Origin of the sequence: Neisseria sicca (genome assembly GCF_017753665.1) — a bacterium.
Lineage (GTDB): Bacteria > Pseudomonadota > Gammaproteobacteria > Burkholderiales > Neisseriaceae > Neisseria > Neisseria flava.
This window is the reverse complement of the sequence record NZ_CP072524.1, coordinates 1,922,805-1,941,284: the sequence shown is the minus strand read 5'-3', so window position 1 is coordinate 1,941,284 and position 18,480 is coordinate 1,922,805. Positions and strand designations below refer to the sequence as shown.

At 50.0% G+C, this 18,480-nt stretch carries 16 protein-coding genes, 3 tRNA genes, 1 rRNA gene and 1 pseudogene; 15 read left to right on the top strand and 6 right to left on the bottom strand.

Features of this window, described 5'->3' with window-relative positions; genetic code table 11:
• Window positions 1–70 precede the first annotated feature (70 nt).
• The 5 genes and pseudogenes from polA to J7445_RS12595 all read left to right on the top strand — a co-directional run.
• On the top strand, window positions 71–2,860 hold the full coding sequence (polA, locus tag J7445_RS09085; RefSeq protein ID WP_209283015.1) for a DNA polymerase I: 2,790 nt from the start codon (window positions 71–73) through the stop codon (window positions 2,858–2,860).
• 9 nt (window positions 2,861–2,869) lie between these two features.
• Window positions 2,870–4,354, top strand: coding sequence for an EVE domain-containing protein (locus tag J7445_RS09080; protein WP_070656405.1), 1,485 nt, complete (start codon window positions 2,870–2,872; stop codon window positions 4,352–4,354).
• A 438-nt stretch (window positions 4,355–4,792) separates the two neighbouring features.
• Window positions 4,793–6,166, top strand: coding sequence for a Na+/H+ antiporter family protein (locus J7445_RS09075; protein ID WP_070656407.1), 1,374 nt, complete (start codon window positions 4,793–4,795; stop codon window positions 6,164–6,166).
• A complete protein-coding gene (locus tag J7445_RS09070; RefSeq protein ID WP_003742919.1) occupies window positions 6,167–6,394 on the top strand; it encodes a SlyX family protein in 228 nt (75 codons plus the stop codon).
• Window positions 6,395–6,448: 54 nt separating this feature from the next.
• Window positions 6,449–6,559: pseudogene (locus J7445_RS12595) on the top strand (IS5/IS1182 family transposase); the annotation flags it as partial.
• On the opposite strand, the gene J7445_RS09065 reads toward J7445_RS12595, so the two are convergent.
• The 3 genes from J7445_RS09065 to J7445_RS09055 all read right to left on the bottom strand — a co-directional run bounded on the left by J7445_RS09065 (window position 6,559) and on the right by J7445_RS09055 (window position 8,248).
• Window positions 6,559–6,885, bottom strand: coding sequence for a rhodanese-like domain-containing protein (locus J7445_RS09065; protein WP_019270395.1), 327 nt, complete (start codon window positions 6,883–6,885; stop codon window positions 6,559–6,561). The pseudogene J7445_RS12595 and the gene J7445_RS09065 overlap by 1 nt on opposite strands.
• Before the next feature lie 99 nt (window positions 6,886–6,984).
• Entirely contained in the window at window positions 6,985–7,641 is a 657-nt protein-coding gene (locus tag J7445_RS09060; protein ID WP_070656410.1) for a protein-L-isoaspartate O-methyltransferase family protein, read from the bottom strand.
• A 103-nt stretch (window positions 7,642–7,744) separates the two neighbouring features.
• Window positions 7,745–8,248 (bottom strand): GAF domain-containing protein, encoded by a 504-nt coding sequence (locus J7445_RS09055; protein WP_100066875.1) that lies wholly within the window; start codon window positions 8,246–8,248, stop codon window positions 7,745–7,747.
• Between the two features lie 206 nt (window positions 8,249–8,454).
• Between J7445_RS09055 and tpiA the strand changes: the two genes are divergently transcribed.
• The 4 genes from tpiA to J7445_RS09035 all read left to right on the top strand — a co-directional run bounded on the left by tpiA (window position 8,455) and on the right by J7445_RS09035 (window position 10,316).
• Entirely contained in the window at window positions 8,455–9,228 is a 774-nt protein-coding gene (gene tpiA, locus J7445_RS09050) for a triose-phosphate isomerase (RefSeq protein ID WP_003742925.1), read from the top strand.
• Between the two features lie 7 nt (window positions 9,229–9,235).
• On the top strand, window positions 9,236–9,598 hold the full coding sequence (gene secG / locus J7445_RS09045; protein WP_009310962.1) for a preprotein translocase subunit SecG: 363 nt from the start codon (window positions 9,236–9,238) through the stop codon (window positions 9,596–9,598).
• A gap of 13 nt (window positions 9,599–9,611) precedes the next feature.
• Window positions 9,612–9,697 (top strand) — tRNA-Leu (locus J7445_RS09040).
• A 220-nt stretch (window positions 9,698–9,917) separates the two neighbouring features.
• Window positions 9,918–10,316 carry an Arm DNA-binding domain-containing protein gene (locus tag J7445_RS09035; protein WP_019270390.1) on the top strand — a complete coding sequence of 133 codons (399 nt, stop codon included), beginning with the start codon at window positions 9,918–9,920 and terminating at the stop codon, window positions 10,314–10,316.
• A gap of 76 nt (window positions 10,317–10,392) precedes the next feature.
• Here J7445_RS09035 and J7445_RS09030 read toward each other — a convergent pair whose 3' ends face one another.
• Both J7445_RS09030 and J7445_RS09025 read right to left on the bottom strand, forming a co-directional pair.
• Window positions 10,393–11,016 (bottom strand): TIGR01621 family pseudouridine synthase, encoded by a 624-nt coding sequence (locus tag J7445_RS09030; protein WP_070656414.1) that lies wholly within the window; start codon window positions 11,014–11,016, stop codon window positions 10,393–10,395.
• A gap of 10 nt (window positions 11,017–11,026) precedes the next feature.
• Window positions 11,027–11,599 (bottom strand): TMEM165/GDT1 family protein, encoded by a 573-nt coding sequence (locus J7445_RS09025; RefSeq protein WP_070656417.1) that lies wholly within the window; start codon window positions 11,597–11,599, stop codon window positions 11,027–11,029.
• A 331-nt stretch (window positions 11,600–11,930) separates the two neighbouring features.
• Here J7445_RS09025 and J7445_RS09020 point away from each other — a divergent pair, with 331 nt between their 5' ends.
• A complete protein-coding gene (locus J7445_RS09020; protein WP_070656420.1) occupies window positions 11,931–12,518 on the top strand; it encodes a YdcF family protein in 588 nt (195 codons plus the stop codon).
• A 127-nt stretch (window positions 12,519–12,645) separates the two neighbouring features.
• Here the strand turns inward: J7445_RS09020 and ffh are convergent, their stop codons facing one another.
• Entirely contained in the window at window positions 12,646–14,016 is a 1,371-nt protein-coding gene (gene ffh, locus J7445_RS09015) for a signal recognition particle protein (RefSeq protein WP_019270387.1), read from the bottom strand.
• 116 nt (window positions 14,017–14,132) lie between these two features.
• On the opposite strand from ffh, the gene J7445_RS09010 reads away from it, so the two are divergent.
• From J7445_RS09010 to J7445_RS08990, 5 genes are all read left to right on the top strand, one after another.
• Window positions 14,133–14,939 (top strand): cytochrome C assembly family protein, encoded by an 807-nt coding sequence (locus tag J7445_RS09010; protein ID WP_019270386.1) that lies wholly within the window; start codon window positions 14,133–14,135, stop codon window positions 14,937–14,939.
• Between the two features lie 156 nt (window positions 14,940–15,095).
• Window positions 15,096–16,061 carry an IS30 family transposase gene (locus J7445_RS09005; RefSeq protein WP_209283014.1) on the top strand — a complete coding sequence of 322 codons (966 nt, stop codon included), beginning with the start codon at window positions 15,096–15,098 and terminating at the stop codon, window positions 16,059–16,061.
• 501 nt (window positions 16,062–16,562) lie between these two features.
• Window positions 16,563–18,103 (top strand): 16S ribosomal RNA (locus tag J7445_RS09000).
• 101 nt (window positions 18,104–18,204) lie between these two features.
• Window positions 18,205–18,281: transfer RNA gene (locus J7445_RS08995), tRNA-Ile, on the top strand.
• Window positions 18,282–18,286: 5 nt separating this feature from the next.
• A tRNA-Ala gene (locus tag J7445_RS08990) sits at window positions 18,287–18,362 on the top strand.
• Window positions 18,363–18,480: the final 118 nt, after the last annotated feature.

Here is an 18,480-nt window from a genome sequence, read left to right as displayed (position 1 = left end):
TCAGACGACCTCTTGCCTTTTCCTTTATAATCCATCCATCTATTTTTCACTTATTTCAAGCAAGTTCACCATGTCCAAACCCACCCTTCTCCTCGTTGACGGCTCTTCTTATCTCTACCGCGCATATCATGCAATGGCGCAATTGACTGCGCCTGACGGTGCGCCGACGGGTGCGCTTTACGGCGTGTTGAACATGTTGCGCCGTCTGCGGGCGGATTATGTGCACGATTATTGCGCGGTGGTGTTTGATGCGAAGGGCAAGAATTTCCGCCACGAGATGTTCCCCGACTATAAGGCGACGCGCCCGCCGATGCCGGACGATTTGCGCCCGCAAGCGGAAGCCTTGCCGGATTTGGTGCGGCTGATGGGCTGGCCGGTGTTGGTCATTCCGCAAGTCGAAGCGGACGACGTGATCGGCACGCTGGCGGCGATGGCCGGCGAAGCGGGTTGGAATGTGGTGGTGTCCACTGGCGATAAGGACATGGCGCAATTGGTGAACGAGCGCGTTACGCTGGTGAACACGATGAGCGGCGAAACGCTGGACATTGAAGGCGTGAAGGAAAAATTCGGTGTGCGCCCCGACCAAATCCGCGATTATCTCGCACTGATGGGCGACAAGGTGGACAATGTGCCGGGCGTGGAGAAGTGCGGCCCGAAAACGGCGGTGAAGTGGCTGGAAGCCTACGGCTCGCTGGATGGTGTGATGGAACACGCTGCGGAAATCAAGGGCAAGGTCGGCGAAAACCTGCAAGCCGCGCTGCCCCAACTGCCACTTTCGTATGATTTGGTGACGATTAAAACCGATGTGGACTTGCACACCGAGCTTTCAGACGGCCTCGAAAGCCTTCGCCGTACTTCGCCGAAATGGTCGCAGCTTGCGGTCGATTTCAAACGCTGGGGCTTCCGCACTTGGCTGAAAGAAGCAGAAAGCCGTATGCACGAAGCAGCGGACGGCGATTTGTTTGGCAGCGATACAATAGGCGAACAGGCAGCGTTGGACATGGAAACGTCGTCTGAAAGGCTACATGAAAAAGCCGTTGCGCCCGAAAAACTGGATTATCAAGCCGTTACCACCGAAGCGCAGTTTGCCGCCTTGTTGGACAAACTGTCGCAGGCGGACAAAATCGGTATTGATACGGAAACCACATCTTTAGACGCGATGAACGCCTCGCTGGTCGGCATCAGCATCGCGTTCCAAGCGGGCGAAGCGGTTTACATCCCCGTAGGACACAGCCTGACTGCTGCGCCAGAACAGCTTGATTTGCAGGATGTATTAGGTCGTCTGAAACCGCATTTGGAAAACCCCGCCCTGAAAAAAATCGGGCAAAACCTCAAATACGACCAACACGTTTTCGCCAACTACGGCATCGCCCTGAACGGCATTGCCGGCGACGCCATGCTCGCTTCCTACATCATCGAGAGCCATCTCGGACACGGCTTGGACGAATTGTCCGAACGCTGGCTCGGCTTGGAAACCATTACCTACGAATCGCTGTGTGGCAAAGGCGCGAAGCAAATCGGTTTTGCCGACGTCGCCATTGAGCAGGCGACCGAATACGCCGCCCAAGACGCAGATTTCGCCCTGCGCCTCGAAGCGCACCTGCGTGCGCAAATGGACGCCAAACAGCTTGAAATGTATGAAAAAATGGAGCTGCCCGTCGCGCAGGTATTGTTTGAAATGGAACGCAACGGCGTACAAATCGACCGTGCCGAACTCGCCCGCCAAAGCGCAGAACTCGGCGCTGAGCTGATGAAGCTCGAACAGGAAGCCTATGCCGCCGCAGGCCAGCCGTTCAACCTCAACTCGCCCAAACAGCTGCAAGAAATCCTGTTCGACAAAATGGGCATCCCCACCAAAGGCCTGAAAAAAACCGCCAAAGGCGGCATTTCCACCAACGAAGCCGTGCTCGAACAGCTCGCGCCCGACTACCCCCTGCCCAAAATCATCCTGCAAAACCGCAGTCTAGCGAAGCTCAAATCCACCTACACCGACAAACTGCCCGAAATGATTTCGCCCAAAGACGGCCGCGTGCACACCACCTACGCCCAAGCCGTCGCCATTACCGGCCGCCTCGCCAGCAACAACCCCAACCTGCAAAACATCCCCATCCGCACCGCCGAAGGCCGCCGCGTGCGCCGCGCCTTCACCGCACCGCAAGGCAGCGTCATCGTTTCCGCCGACTATTCCCAAATCGAGCTGCGCATCATGGCGCACCTCTCCGGCGACAAAACCCTCATTGCCGCGTTCCAAAACGGCGAAGACGTACACCGCCGCACCGCCGCCGAAGTATTCGGCATCGCCCCCGAAAACGTCTCGTCCGAACAACGCCGCTACGCCAAAACCATCAACTTCGGCCTCATTTACGGCATGGGCCAATACGGCCTCGCCAAATCACTGGGTATCGACAACATCTCCGCCAAAAACTTTATCGACCGCTACTTCGCCCGCTATCCCGGCGTCGCCGAATACATGCAGCGCACCAAAGAACAAGCCGCCGCACAAGGCTTTGTCGAAACCCTGTTCGGCCGCCGCCTCTACCTGCCCGACATCCACAACAAAAACGCCAACGCCCGCGCCGGAGCCGAACGCGCCGCCATCAACGCCCCCATGCAGGGCACTGCGTCCGACCTCATCAAACGCGCCATGATAGACGTATCCCGCTGGCTTTCAGATGACCTCTTGCAAAGCAAACTGATTATGCAGGTACATGACGAATTAGTGTTGGAAGTACCCGAAGCCGAACTGGATTTAGTGAAAGGAAAACTGCCGCAGATTATGGCGAAAGTGGACGGAGGGATGTTGAACGTGCCGCTGGTGGCGGAAGTGGGCGTAGGAATGAATTGGGAAGAAGCGCATTGAGGAGGTGGTATGTATTTTAATCGCTATGTTTTTGATTGTTATCTGCAAACTGATTCAGCAAGAGAAACTAAAAACTTCTTTGAAAATTTATCTGTATGGGTAAAAGAAGAAAAATGGAAGGAAATATACGCCTATTTATTTAAGCAGGGATATACACAGGAAAGCGAAGGTTATTGGATAGAAACTTTTGAAGACCTATCAGCAAAATTTTCAGATTGGGAACGTGCTAAGAATATTGAGCAGGCAATTGAAAAGTTTGAAAGATTTGTTGATTCTTTTCTTGCTGGAAGTGATAAAAAGGAATGTAGGGACAAATTGGCAAAGTTAGATGTAATTTCATTGTTTTTGTATCTAAAAGACCCTGAACATTATATTCCGTATTTTTTTACTAACCGGTTTTTCTTGTTAGAAAGAGTTTTCCAGTCATTTGATATACCTTTGCCAATACCGCCAAGTAAACAGAAATACCGTGATCGTTTCCTTTACTATGGAAATTTATGCCGAGAGATATACGAATTTCGGAAAAAATATTCATTAGACTATATAGAATTAAATTGTTTTCTATATGATTTTTCGTTAAAAACCCTACCTGACTTTATTAATACCGATGAATTGCCTGATGCAATCAATATTTATATCAGCGGAGGAACCAAAGAGGATACGGATTTATTAGGGAAGAATGGAGAAACATATCGAACTTTTTGGCAGGGAAATCCGCAAACGAAAATAGGGGATATTATTTTATTGTATAGTTTGTCCCCGTATAGCGGATTGACGGCTATCTTCCGCGCAGTATCTCCTACCTACTATGATCCATTTAGTTACTATCCTGAACGAGTTTGGGTAGGCTTTCCCATAGTCATTCCGACGATTCGTTTATATGAATTGAAAAGTAACCCAGTTTGGAAAGAAAAAGGTTTGGTTAAAGCCAATATGCAAGGAGTGAATGGAAGAGAATGTACATCAGATGAATACAATGCAATCATAGAGATATTGAAATCTAAAAACTTTGATGTTTCTATACTGCCAAAATTACCATTTTTGGACGAGCCTGATTTTGGCAATTTAAGTAATGAGCGGGATGTAGAAATTACTTTACTTGAACCATTGTTGAAACGATTAGGGTTTGATGAAAATGATTGGCTAAGGCAGATGACTTTAAGAATGGGGCGTAATGATCGTGTTTTTCCTGATTATGCCCTATTTGCAAATGATCGACGTGGAGAAGAGAGTGCCCGATTTATTTGGGAAGCCAAATATCGTATTGCTAATGAAAGACAGTTAAAAGATGCCTTCCTGCAGGCAAAGTCTTATGCTTTGCGTTTGGGGTGTGATGGCTTTGGCTTGGTTGCGCTTGAAGGAGTCTGGATTTCAACTCGGCAAGATGACTTTCGATGGGAGCGGTTGCATCAGTTTTCTTGGGGTGAATTGAAACAAAAAGAAAATTTTTCAAGATTGACAGGATTGGCAGATAAACGCGTATTGGCTAAGTAACTATAGGCAGGGTTCTTGAACCCACCCTACGGTTACCGTATGCGTATCCCTAGATGCACATCTGGCAGTTTAATCTACAATCCATCCGATGCCGTCTGAAATATAGACAGCCAGCCGTAGGTCGGATACTTGTATCCGACTAAAGCCGCTGCCATCTCAAATAGCCGTCGGATTCGAGAATCTGACCTACTGAAACCGGGCATCGGGTGTAGGGTGCGTGCATACTGCACACACGCGGTAGTTGAAACCCAAAACCCATCCAAGGTCGTCTGAAAACTTGTTTCACTTGTTTTCAGACGACCTTTATTTTTAGGCAGCGGGGTAGGGCGGGTCGTCTGAAAGGCGGTTTGCCCTAGCGTGTTAAATCATGTTAGGTTATGATGTTTCTTTTAACATATAAATAGATGGCTGACAGGTCGTCTGAAATGGAGAAAGGGCATGAATGCCGTAGTGATTGCAGTAATCGTGATGCTCGTGTTGTCGCTGTCGCGGGTACACGTCGTATTGAGCCTGACTGTCGGTGCGTTCGTCGGCGGCTTGGTGGCGGGAATGCCGCTGGAAAACGTCGTGGATGCGGCAGGCAATGTTACGCAATCGGGGATTATTCCTGTGTTTAACGAAGGTTTGAAGGGCGGCGCGCGGATCTCTTTGTCTTACGCGATGCTCGGTGCGTTTGCGATGGCGATTACCTATTCCGGGCTGCCGCAGCAGCTTGCTGGAGGCATTATCCGCAAACTCAACAACAGTCAGGATGCCGCGAAAGGCGAGAGTTCGGTGAAATGGACGCTGCTGCTGATTATTCTGGCGATGGGCATCATGAGTCAAAACGTCGTGCCTATCCATATTGCCTTCATTCCGATGATTATTCCGCCGCTTTTGCTGGTGTTTAACCGCTTGAAAGTTGATCGTCGATTGATTACTTGCGTGATTACGTTCGGATTGGTTACGACTTATATGTTCCTACCCTTCGGCTTCGGCGCGATTTTCTTAAACGACATTCTCTTGGGCAATATCAAATCTGCGGGCATGGACGTCAAAGGCATCAGCGTCATGCACGCGATGGCGATTCCTGCTTTGGGTATGGTTTCGGGGCTGATTTTGGCGTTTATCCATTACCGCAAACCGCGTTCTTATCAAACCAATACCGTTGATACTGAGGACAACCGCGAAGCATCCGAACAACCGCAACCTTCGGTTTACCGCAGTCTGGTGGCGGCAATCGCAATCGGCGTGTGTTTTGCGATTCAGTTGATGTATGAAGATTCGCTGGTGTTGGGCGCGATGCTGGGTTTTGCTGTCTTTATGATGCTTGGTGTGATGAACCGCAATGCTGCCAGCGACGTGTTCGGCGAAGGCATCAAAATGATGGCGATGGTCGGTTTCATCATGATTGCAGCGCAAGGCTTTGCGGCAGTCATGACCGCGACAGGCGAAATCAAACCGCTGGTCGAACACAGTATGCAGCTTTTCGGCGGCAATAAAGGCATGGCGGCATTTGCCATGTTGTTTGTCGGATTGTTGGTCACCATGGGCATCGGCTCTTCTTTCTCCACCTTGCCGATTATTACCGCGATTTATGTGCCGCTGTGTATCAGCCTCGGCTTCTCGCCGCTGGCAACCGTCGCCATCGTCGGTACGGCGGGCGCGTTGGGCGATGCCGGTTCGCCCGCATCCGACTCGACGCTCGGCCCGACCATGGGTTTGAACGCCGACGGACAACACGACCATATTCGCGACTCGGTCATCCCAACCTTTATCCACTACAATATCCCGCTGATGATTGCCGGCTGGGTTGCCGCGATGGTGCTGTAAATGAGCGAAATGGACGAATTGGAACACCGCATCACCGAGCTGGAAATCCAAACCGCGCTTCAGGAAGATTTAATCGGCAGCCTGAACGATACGGTGGCGAAAATGCAGCAGACGCTGGATTTGCAGCAGGCGCAGTTGAGGCTGCTTTATCAGAAAATGCAGGACAAAGGCGCAAACGGAGAGCGCGAGCCTTACAGCCTGCGTGATGAAATTCCGCCACATTATTGAAGCGAAAATATGAAAAAAGGTCGTCTGAAAAATGGTTTTCAGACGACCTTTTAGCGTTATAGTGGATTAACTTTAAATCAGGACAAGGCGACGAAGCCGCAGACAGTACAGATAGTACGGCAAGGCGAGGCAACGCCGTATTGGTTTAAAGTTAATCCACTATATCAATATCTCGCCATCGCCCCATCCACCTGCAAAGCCCAAGCATCAATCCCGCCTTGCAGGTTAAACAGATTTTCAAAACCCGCATCTGCCAGATACATCGCCGTATGCAGGCTGCGGATGCCGTGGTGGCAGTAAACGACAATCGGCAAATCGTCGTCGGGCAGCTCGTTTTGGCGCAGCGGAATCAGGTTCATCGGGATATGGATGGCGTCAGGCAGGGCGCAGACGGCAGTTTCCTCGTCGGTGCGCACGTCCAGCAGATGGAACGCGCGGCCTTCTTCCTGCCATTGTTGCAGTTGCAGCGGGGTGAGTTGCGGGATCGTCATGATGTTGTGTGTGTGAAATGATGGAAACGATGAAAGGTCGTCTGAAAACGTTTCGCCATGTCCGGCTGGTTTTCAGACGACCTTTGATTTCAAAAAAGATTAAAAATCGAAATCGCCGAAAGGGCGGTTTTCTTTATCATCCAAATGCGCAACCAGTGTATCGAACAAGACTTTTTCTTCAAATTCGTCGCCCTTGCGCGTAATCAGCAGCGCGCGCTGTACCGGCCGGCGGCCGACGATGACCGCCATGCGGCCGCCGTCTTTCAACTGTTCTTTCAATACGTCAGGCACGCGGTCCACCGCGCCGCCGACGTAAACCGCATCAAACGGCGCACCCGCGGAAGGTTCGGTCAATCCGTTGTTTTGCACATAATCGATATTATTCAAAGCCAAGTTATCCAACACTGCTTTGGCGCGGTCTTGCTGTTCGGCATCGAGGTCGTCTGAAACCACTTTGCCCGCCAGTTTCGCCAAGAGTGCGGTCGCATAGCCCGAACCCGTGCCAATTTCCAAAACCGTATCGGTTTTGGTCAGCTTCAAACCCTGCGCCAATCTCGCCACGACTTTCGGCTCGAGCATCTTATGACCGTTGGCAAGCGGCAGCTCCATGTCAGCATACGCCAAGCCCTGCAAAGACTCGTTCACGAAACGCTCGCGCGGAATCTCCTCCAAAGCGTCCAAAACGTCAAAATCCAATACATCCCACGGACGGATTTGCTGCTCGACCATGTTGAACCGCGCTTTTTCAAAATCCATTTTGTGCTCCGTTAAATAATTGTTTTAGCAATGGCAGACATTATAAAACCACACTCCCGCCGCGCCAACTTCAGCGCGCGCCGCCTGCCTGTTTTTTTCAGTCTCAAGCCGCCTGACGCGAAGCCTTAAACCGCTTCTCCAAAATCTTCGCCAGTTCGCCCAAATACAAAGCATCCGTCTCATCAAATTGCGCCAGATGCTCGCTGTCCACGTCCAACACACCGATGCAAAGGTCGTCTGAAAACAGCGGAACCACGATTTCCGAACGCGACAAAGACGAGCAGGCAATATGGTCGGGATGCGCGTTGACATCCTTGACCACCAGCGTCTCGCCCTTCGCCCAAGCCTGACCGCATACCCCGCGTCCGAACGGAATCCGCGTACACGCCAAAGGCCCCTGAAATGGCGCCAAAACCAATTCGTCCGTGCGCGTATCGACCAAATAAAAACCCACCCAAAACCAGCCGAACGCTTCCTTCAAAACCGCCGCCGTATTCGCCAAATTCGCCATCCAATCCGTCTCATCCGCCACCACAGACTCAATCTGCGGCAATACCTCCCGATAAAGCGCGGCCTTGTCCGAAGCCGAAAAATGAAGCGCGTGCATAGCCATGTCCTATATATGTGTATATCAAGCAGTTATTATAGAACAGGTCGTCTGAAACAGCATTTCAGACGACCCCAAACAGCCATCCCGTATCCAAACATTCCGCCCGTTTCAAGTTGCGAACCCGTCGCATATCCACTAAACTTCACGTTACATCACGCTACACGCAGCGTACAGCCAAAGAAACACAACACGGAGCAAAAAAGATGCATCACCAAATCGGAATGTGGGATCAAAAATGGGTCATCGGCAACTGGAAAATGAACGGCCGACTCCAAAACAACAACGCACTCATGCACCGCTTCCGCATCATGCCCACCGCCGAACGCGTCCTCATCGGCCTCGCCGCCCCAACCGTTTACCTGTTGCAACTGCACAACGCCATGCAGATTGTCCTCAACAACCGCATCCTCACCTGCGCCCAAGACGTCAGCCGTTTCCCCAACAACGGCGCCTACACAGGCGAAGTGTCCGCAGAAATGCTCGCCGACATCGGCACAGATATCGTTCTCATCGGACACTCCGAACGAAGCCTCTATTTCGGCGAAAAAAACGAAATCCAACGCCGCAAAATGGAAAACGTCCTCAACGTAGGTCTGATTCCCCTATTGTGCGTCGGCGAAAGCCTCGAAGAGCGCGAAGCCGGCAAAGAACACGAAGTCATCGCCCACCAACTCTCCGTATTGCAAGGGCTGGACACCAAAAACATCGCCGTCGCCTACGAACCGGTATGGGCAATCGGCACCGGCAAAGTCGCCACCGTAGAACAAATTGCCGACATGCACGCATTCATCTACAAAGAAATCTTGTCTTTGTGCGGAAGCGATGTTAAAATCCGCGTTCTTTACGGCGGAAGTGTGAAAGCAGACAATGCAGCCGACATCTTCGCAGTACCTCATGTAGACGGCGCATTGGTTGGCGGCGCGTCATTATCATATGACTCATTTACCGCCATCATCAACGCAGCACAAGCCTCGTAGAAAACATATGGAAGCCTTTAAAACCCTTATCTGGATTATTAATATTATTTCCGCTTTGTCAGTGGTTGTGTTAGTATTGCTGCAACACGGCAAAGGCGCAGACGCAGGCGCGACCTTCGGGTCAGGTAGCGGCAGTGCGCAGGGCGTATTCGGTTCCGCAGGCAACGCAAACTTCCTGAGCCGCGCAACCGCCATCGCAGCGACTTTCTTCTTCGCAACCTGCATGGCAATGGTTTATATCCATACCCATACAAACAAACACGGTTTGGACTTCAGCAATGTGAAACAAACCCAGCAGGCTCCTAAGCCCGCCGCTCCCGCTGAAAACCAACCCGCACCTGCTGCACCCGCTCCTCAGCAGCAGAAATAACAGTTTTTCAAATGCCGACATGGTGAAATTGGTAGACACGCTATCTTGAGGGGGTAGTGGCCGTAGGCTGTGCGAGTTCAAATCTCGCTGTCGGCACCAACACACAAAAACGCTTAGAAATTCTAGGCGTTTTTTTTTCGTTTAATCCCGTCTAATGCCATCAACCAATCTCAATAAATACAAGGCTTTCAGACTGATTGCTATCCTATTATCTTCTTCCCGATTGTATAATTCCGTCTAATTCAGCTTAATTGAATCAACCAAAATCAGGGGGTATGATTCGGGGTATCTGAAATACCCCCTAAAACATACCCCCACTATGCCGCTGAATGACCGACAAATCAAAAACGCCAAGCCCGCCGAAAAACCGTTTAAGCTGAATGACGGCAAGGGCTTGTATCTGTATATCAATACGAGCGGCGGGAAGTTATGGCGGTTTGACTTTTCGCATAACGGCAAACGTAAAACGCTTTCAATCGGCAAATATCCGACCGTATCACTGGTAGAAGCCCGCCAAGCCGCCGAGAATGCCCGCCGCTTGCTTGTATCGGGGCAAGACCCCAGCGAAGCCAAGCAACAGAAAAAGTGCGAACGGCAAGCCGCCGCCCTAAATACCTTTGAATCAATCGCCCGTCGATGGCATACCGACAATCTACACCGCTGGAAAGAAAACAACGTCCCCCGTATTATTTTCGACTTTGAAAAGGTGTTGCCCTAACTACCCGCTTTCTTAGCGGTTTTTTTATTTCCGATTATCTGATGCGATACACGAAACCTTGTCAGATATTTTGGATTTATTCATGAATGAAATCCAATGGAGGCCATTCCTCACTCAAGGGCGCGACGATTTCAAACGTCTGATCTTGATAATCAAATTTGATTTTCCACGCATGGAGGAACATCCTCGAGGCAGGCTTCCCGCCGTAGAGCGTATCGCCCAAAATCGGGCTGCCCAAACTTTTCATGGCGACACGAAGCTGATGGGTTTTGCCCGTATGCGGATGCAGGACGAACAGGCGCAAGCCGGGTTCTAAACTATGGCTGTCAAACTCGGTAATGGCGGGATTTTCCATACTGCGCATCAGTTTCCATGCACCGCGCCGTGATTTTTCCATATCGCCTTTGATCCAACCCTGTTTCTTAGACGGCTTATCCGTTGCCAGCGCCAAATAAGTTTTACGCATGGTTTTTGCGGCAAATTGCTGCGCCAGCGCCGACGCGCTTTGCGGGTTCAATGCAAACAGCAGCACGCCGCTGGTCTGTTTGTCCAATCGGTGCAGCAGCCAAACCTGCTCAAGACCGAGTTGCGCCGCCAGCGTCTGCGTCAGGCTGACTTCGCCCTCTTCTTGATGTACGGATACGCCTTGCGGCTTGTTAATGGCGACAAAATCCGGATGCCTAAATAAGATTTCCCACATTTCAGACGACCTATTTCAACATAATGCCGCCACCGGACAAAGTGATGGCGCCCAATACGCAAAACAGTACGCAGGCGGAAATCCGCACGGCTTTGGCGGGGATTTTTTTCATCAGCATATCGCCCAGATAAACCACGGGAACGGTTGCCAACATCAATCCGGCAACGCTGCCGAGTACGACCATGGATAAGGATTGGTATTTTGCCGCCAGTAAGACTGTGGCGATTTGGGTTTTGTCACCGATTTCCGCCATGAAAAACAGAAAAACCGTCGCTCCGAACGCGCCGTATTTGAGCCATCGGCTGTCGGGGTTTTCATCTTTATCGGGCAAGAGCAGCCACAGACCGACCGCGATGAAGCTGATGCCGACGACCCATTTGACGGTCTCGGGAGAAACGGTTTCCGCCAGCCATACGCCGACAAATGCGGAGACCAAATGATTCAGTAAAGTGGCAACGAAAATGCCGGAGACTACCGCGTTTTTCTGGGCGAAACGTGCGGCAAGGAAAAGAGCGAGCAGTTGCGTTTTATCGCCGATTTCGGCAATGGCAATGCCCAATATTGAAGAGAAAAATGCTTCCATAAGATACTCAACCGAAGCGGGCAAAAACAAAAAGCGTTGCACATACCGCCCGCAAGGGTATGGACAACGCTTACGTCTTGCCTGTCTTCCAGTTGTCAGGAAGATGCCGCCACCATGACCAATTTTTGTCGAACTCAGTCAATTATGTTGATAACGGCTCTGATGGTCAGCAAACATCAGATGGCTACTCCCGTAAGAGTGTGCGCATTATAAAGATGGAAGGGGAGGGATGCAATAAGTAATTGGCAGCTAAGGGGTTGTCTGAAGCCTTGGAAGATGGTGAAAGAGATTATGCTATGATGACACAAGGTCAAAATCCACCGGAGTATTAATGCAAAAGTATTGGATATTGTGCATCGTTTGTTTTTTGGTATGGTGTGCTGTTTTGAGCTGGCTGCATCTATGTGCAGTCAATGTGGAAAAAAGGTCGTCTGAAAACCTGTCTTCTGCCGATATTGCCGTTGTTTTAGGTAATGCTGTTAACCGCAGAGGAAAACCTAATCCTTGTTTGCGCTCGCGGGTTGAAGCAGGTGTCAGATTGTATCGGCAAGGTAAAGTGGATGAGTTGCTGATGAGCGGAGGAACGGACGGGGACGGCAGCAATGAAGCTCAAACTATGCGCGATATGGCCGTGGAAATGGGCGTACCGTCCGAAAAAATACGGTTGGAAGAACATTCAAAAAGTACATATGAAAACATCTTGCTGAGTGTACCGGATCTACGGGATGCGAACGAAATCATCATTGTCAGCGATGCTTTCCATCTTGCGCGTGCCTCTTGGCTTGCCAAGCGCTACTGGCAAGGTAAAACCGTTGAATTGTATGCTTCAGAGGCGTGCGGTGATTCGACGGTAAATTACTTGCGCAAACTGTCTCGGGAGGTGCTTGCATGGGTAAAGGCGGTTGCACTTTACAGTTAGAGGATGACTATTATTCTTTTGTAATAATGGATTGCTATGCTTTTGACTGACTAGAATCTCAATATGAAGAGGTCGTCTGAAAACCCAATTTCAGTTTTCAGACGACCTCTCTTATATTTCCTGCGGATTACATTCCGGGAAACATTCCTTTCATACCCTTCATGCCTTTTGCCATACGCATCAGTTTGCCCAGTCCTTTTCCGCTGAACATTTTCATCACTTGTTGCGATTGTTCAAACTGCTTGAGCATTTTGTTGACTTCTTCCACGCTGGTACCGGCGCCTGCGGCAATGCGGCGTTTGCGGCTGGCTTTGAGCAGGGTTGGATTGGCGCGTTCTTTGGGCGTCATGGAGTTGATGATGGCTTCGACTTTGCCCATGGCTTTTTCAGCCGTGCCTTCGGGAATTTGTTTGGAAATCTGACCCAGTTCGCCCGGCATTTTTGACATCAGGCTTTCCAGCCCGCCCATATTGCGCATTTGCTGGATTTGTTCTTTAAAGTCATTGAGGTCGAAGCCTTTGCCTTTTTGCAGCTTTTTCGCCATTTTGGCAGCGGCTTCTTCGTCTATGCCTTTTTGGACATCTTCAATCAGACTCAACACGTCGCCCATACCGAGGATACGGCTGGCGATGCGGTCTGGGTAGAAGGGTTCGAGTCCTGTGATTTTTTCACCGATACCGATGAATTTGATAGGTTTTCCGGTAATGTGGCGTACAGACAATGCAGCACCGCCACGCGAATCGCCGTCCATTTTGGTCAGGATGACGCCGGTCAGCGGCAAGGCTTCGTTGAATGCTTGTGCGGTGTTTACAGCGTCTTGACCTAACATGGCATCGACGACGAATAAGGTTTCTACCGGATTGACGGCTGCGTGCAGCGCTTTGATTTCATTCATCATCTCTTCGTCAATCGCCAAGCGTCCGGCGGTATCGACCATCAAGACGTCGTAAAAGTGTTTTTTTGCATAATCAATCGCAGCAGTGGCAATTTCGACAGGTTTCTGATTGGAGTCGGAAGGGAAGAAGTCAATGCCGACTTGCTCAGCCAAAAGGCGCAACTGTTCGATAGCGGCAGGGCGGTACACGTCGGCTGAAACGACCAAGACTTTTTTCTTCTGTTCGTTTTTCAGCAGACGGGCGAGTTTGCCGACGGTGGTGGTTTTCCCCGCACCTTGCAGACCTGCCATTAAAACGACAGCAGGCGGTACGGCCGCCAAGTCTAAAGAAGAATTTTCTTTGCCCATCAATTCGATCAAGGCTTGGTTGACGACGCCGATAAAGGCTTGGTCAGGGGTCAGGCTGCCGGTAACTTCTTGTCCGAGAGCTTTTTCTTTGACGTTGTTGACAAATTCTTTTACGACGGGCAGGGCTACGTCCGCCTCGAGCAGAGCAAGGCGAACTTCCCTCAATGCCTCTTTGATGTTGTCTTCTGTCAGTTTTGCTTGACCGCGGATATTTTTGAAAACTTTACTAAAGCGGTTGGTTAAGTTGTCTAACATGCTTGTCCTTGGTAATGATAATAGCTGCCCTGTTCGGGGCATTCTTTGCTAAAATAAAATTGAGATTATTTTACACTATCGCGTGCGGTTATGTATGCGCGCCAAGAAAGTTTGTTATGCCGACTATCCTGATTTGCCTGATACTGGTGTATGCCGGATTGGGTATATTCGTTTGGTTCAACCACAAGACCCGAGATATTAAAGATTATCCCCTAAAAGCCGAACTGGCAGTTTTGGGTGCCGCGTTAACTATGCACGGTGCCGTATTGCTCATGCCCGTCATTCAAGACAAAGTATTGATTATGGGCTTCGGTTATTCCGTCAGTTTAATTGTATGGTTAATGCTGCTGGTGTATTTCGTCGGTAGTTTTTTCTATCGTCTGCGCGGATTGCAGCTGCTTTTGTATCCGTGCGCAGCGTTTACCTTATTATTGGGCGCGCTGTTTCCAGGAAAATATGTCGGTTATCAAATCAATGATTTGCCGTTTATGTCGCACATTGGTACATCGTTGCTGGCATACGGTTTATTCGGCATTGTGACCTTGTTTGCCGTTTTGATTTTGCTGCTCAACCGTAACCTGCATAGACGACGTGTTTCCAGTTTGTCCGGTTTTCTGCCGTCTTTACTGAGTTTGGAAAAGCTCATGTTCCAGGGGATGTGGGTAGGTTTTATCTTATTAACCTATTCGGTTGTCAGCGGGACATTTTTTGCAGAGGCTGTATTCGGTAAACCCGTTACATTTACCCATAAAACCGTATTCGGCATTCTCTCATGGATAATTTACGGTGCGTTGCTGCTTAAGCACAGTATGACGGCATGGCGAGGTAAAAAAGCAGCCGTTTGGACAATCATCGGGTTTGTCAGCCTAATGTTCGCTTATGTAGGAAGCAAGTTTGTATTGGAAATCTTGCTGCAGCGTTAAATTGGCAATTATCTGTTTGGAACTGTGTTTGGATTAGCAAAGGTCGTCTGAAATTAATTTCAGACGATGGCGGATTCGCATTTGAAGTGCAACTTTCCCTAACAGAAAAAGGCCAGTATGCGGTAGCATACGGCCTTTCCTGCAAGAAAGATTGCCATGAGCTACACGCAACTGACCCAAGACGAACGATACCATATCCAATATCTGTCCCGCTACTGCACCATCGCCGAAATCGCCAAACAGCTTAACCGCCACAAAAGCACCATCAGCCGCGAAATTAAACGGCACCGCACCCAAGGGCAGCAATACAGCGCCGAAAAAGCCCAGCGGCAAAGCCAGACTATCAAACAGCGTAAGCGACAACTCTATAAGCTCGATTCGCAGCGGATTCAACACATCGACACCCTTATCCGCCGCAAACTCAGTCCTGAACAAGTATGCGCCTACCTGCGCAAACACCACCAAATCACGCTCCACCACAGCACCATTTACCGCTACCTTCGCCAAGACAAAAGCAACGGCGGCACCTTGTGGCAACATCTCAGAATATGCAGCAAACCCTACCGCAAACGCTACGGCAGCACATGGACCAGAGGCAAAGTGCCCAACCGTGTCGGCATAGAAAACCGACCCGCTATCGTCGACCAGAAAACCCGCATCGGCGATTGGGAAGCCGACACCATCGTCGGCAAAGGACAGAAAAGCGCATTACTGACCTTGGTCGAACGCGTTACCCGCTACACCATCATCTGCAAATTAAAGAACTTAAAAGCCGAAGACACTGCCCGGGCGGCCATTAGGGTATTAAGGGCACATAAAGCCAGAGTCCACACCATCACCATGGACAACGGCAAAGAGTTCTATCAACACACCAAAATAGCCAAAGCATTGAAGGCGAAAACCTATTTTTGCCGCCCTTACCATTCTTGGGAGAAAGGGCTGAATGAGAACACCAACGGACTCATCCGACAATATTTCCCCAAACAAACCGATTTCCGAAACATCAGCGATCGGGAGATACGCAGGGTTCAAGATGAGTTGAACCACCGGCCAAGAAAAACACTTGGCTACGAAACGCCAAGTGTTTTATTCTTGAATCTGTTCAAACCACTGATACACTAGTGTTGCACTTGAAATCCGAATCCAAGGACCTTTGGTGTTATTAGGTGTTGGGAGTTGAGTTTCTGTTTGTAGTTGTGAGAATTGGATGGTTTTGGGCTGTTCGGGTTTGGATTGAGGGTGTTTTGAAATGCTGTTTTGAGGGTTCTGAAATAAAAATCTTTGTATTTCAGTTTGTTGGTGTGTTTTGTAGAATTTTTTGTTGTTTGGGAGTTGACGGTTTTTGAGGGGAGGGGTATAGTTCGGTTCTTCGCTGCTTTGGCGGTGATTGAACGAACTAATAAGTATATCACAGTTGGTCTGATTTTTCGAGGTTTTGAAAAAAGTTTTGATTGACAATGATTTGAAATGCTTTATAATTCGTTTTCGCTCTTTAACAAAACAGATTACCGATAAGTGTGAGTGCGACAGCCTCACACTGTTTAAAAGACAGACAAGATGATGTTTTAGACATTGTCCTGTCAGTTTCTTTGAAACAGACCAGAAGTTAAAAAGTTAGAGATTGAACATAAGAGTTTGATCCTGGCTCAGATTGAACGCTGGCGGCATGCTTTACACATGCAAGTCGGACGGCAGCACAGAGAAGCTTGCTTCTTGGGTGGCGAGTGGCGAACGGGTGAGTAACATATCGGAACGTACCGAGCAGTGGGGGATAACTAATCGAAAGATTAGCTAATACCGCATATTTTCTGAGGAAGAAAGCAGGGGACCATTTGGCCTTGCGCTGTTTGAGCGGCCGATATCTGATTAGCTAGTTGGTGGGGTAAAGGCCTACCAAGGCGACGATCAGTAGCGGGTCTGAGAGGATGATCCGCCACACTGGGACTGAGACACGGCCCAGACTCCTACGGGAGGCAGCAGTGGGGAATTTTGGACAATGGGCGCAAGCCTGATCCAGCCATGCCGCGTGTCTGAAGAAGGCCTTCGGGTTGTAAAGGACTTTTGTCAGGGAAGAAAAGGGCGGGGTTAATACCCCTGTCTGATGACGGTACCTGAAGAATAAGCACCGGCTAACTACGTGCCAGCAGCCGCGGTAATACGTAGGGTGCGAGCGTTAATCGGAATTACTGGGCGTAAAGCGGGCGCAGACGGTTACTTAAGCAGGATGTGAAATCCCCGGGCTCAACCTGGGAACTGCGTTCTGAACTGGGTGACTAGAGTGTGTCAGAGGGAGGTAGAATTCCACGTGTAGCAGTGAAATGCGTAGAGATGTGGAGGAATACCGATGGCGAAGGCAGCCTCCTGGGATAACACTGACGTTCATGCCCGAAAGCGTGGGTAGCAAACAGGATTAGATACCCTGGTAGTCCACGCCCTAAACGATGTCGATTAGCTGTTGGGCAGCTTGACTGCTTAGTAGCGAAGCTAACGCGTGAAATCGACCGCCTGGGGAGTACGGTCGCAAGATTAAAACTCAAAGGAATTGACGGGGACCCGCACAAGCGGTGGATGATGTGGATTAATTCGATGCAACGCGAAGAACCTTACCTGGTCTTGACATGTACGGAACCCTCCAGAGACGGAGGGGTGCCTTCGGGAGCCGTAACACAGGTGCTGCATGGCTGTCGTCAGCTCGTGTCGTGAGATGTTGGGTTAAGTCCCGCAACGAGCGCAACCCTTGTCATTAGTTGCCATCATTAAGTTGGGCACTCTAATGAGACTGCCGGTGACAAGCCGGAGGAAGGTGGGGATGACGTCAAGTCCTCATGGCCCTTATGACCAGGGCTTCACACGTCATACAATGGTCGGTACAGAGGGTAGCCAAGCCGCGAGGTGGAGCCAATCTCACAAAACCGATCGTAGTCCGGATTGCACTCTGCAACTCGAGTGCATGAAGTCGGAATCGCTAGTAATCGCAGGTCAGCATACTGCGGTGAATACGTTCCCGGGTCTTGTACACACCGCCCGTCACACCATGGGAGTGGGGGATACCAGAAGTAGGTAGGGTAACCGCAAGGAGCCCGCTTACCACGGTATGCTTCATGACTGGGGTGAAGTCGTAACAAGGTAGCCGTAGGGGAACCTGCGGCTGGATCACCTCCTTTCTAGAGAAAGAAGAGGCTGTTGCATTCACACTTATCGGTAAACTGTAGAAGATGCGGAAAAATGCTTGAGTGAAGACAAGATTCGCTTAAGAAGAGAATCCGGGTTTGTAGCTCAGCTGGTTAGAGCACACGCTTGATAAGCGTGGGGTCGGAGGTTCAAGTCCTCCCAGACCCACCAAGAACGGGGGCATAGCTCAGTTGGTAGAGCACCTGCTTTGCAAGCAGGGGGTCATCGGTTCGATCCCGTTTGCCTCCACCAATACTTTCCAAATCAAAGCGAGTTAAAAAGGCAGTGTAACTGCTTTCTTTTTTTCTAAAGAGGAGTCTGCTGACGAATCAGTTTGACGGGAAAAGAAAGGCTGCTATAATAATCAGCT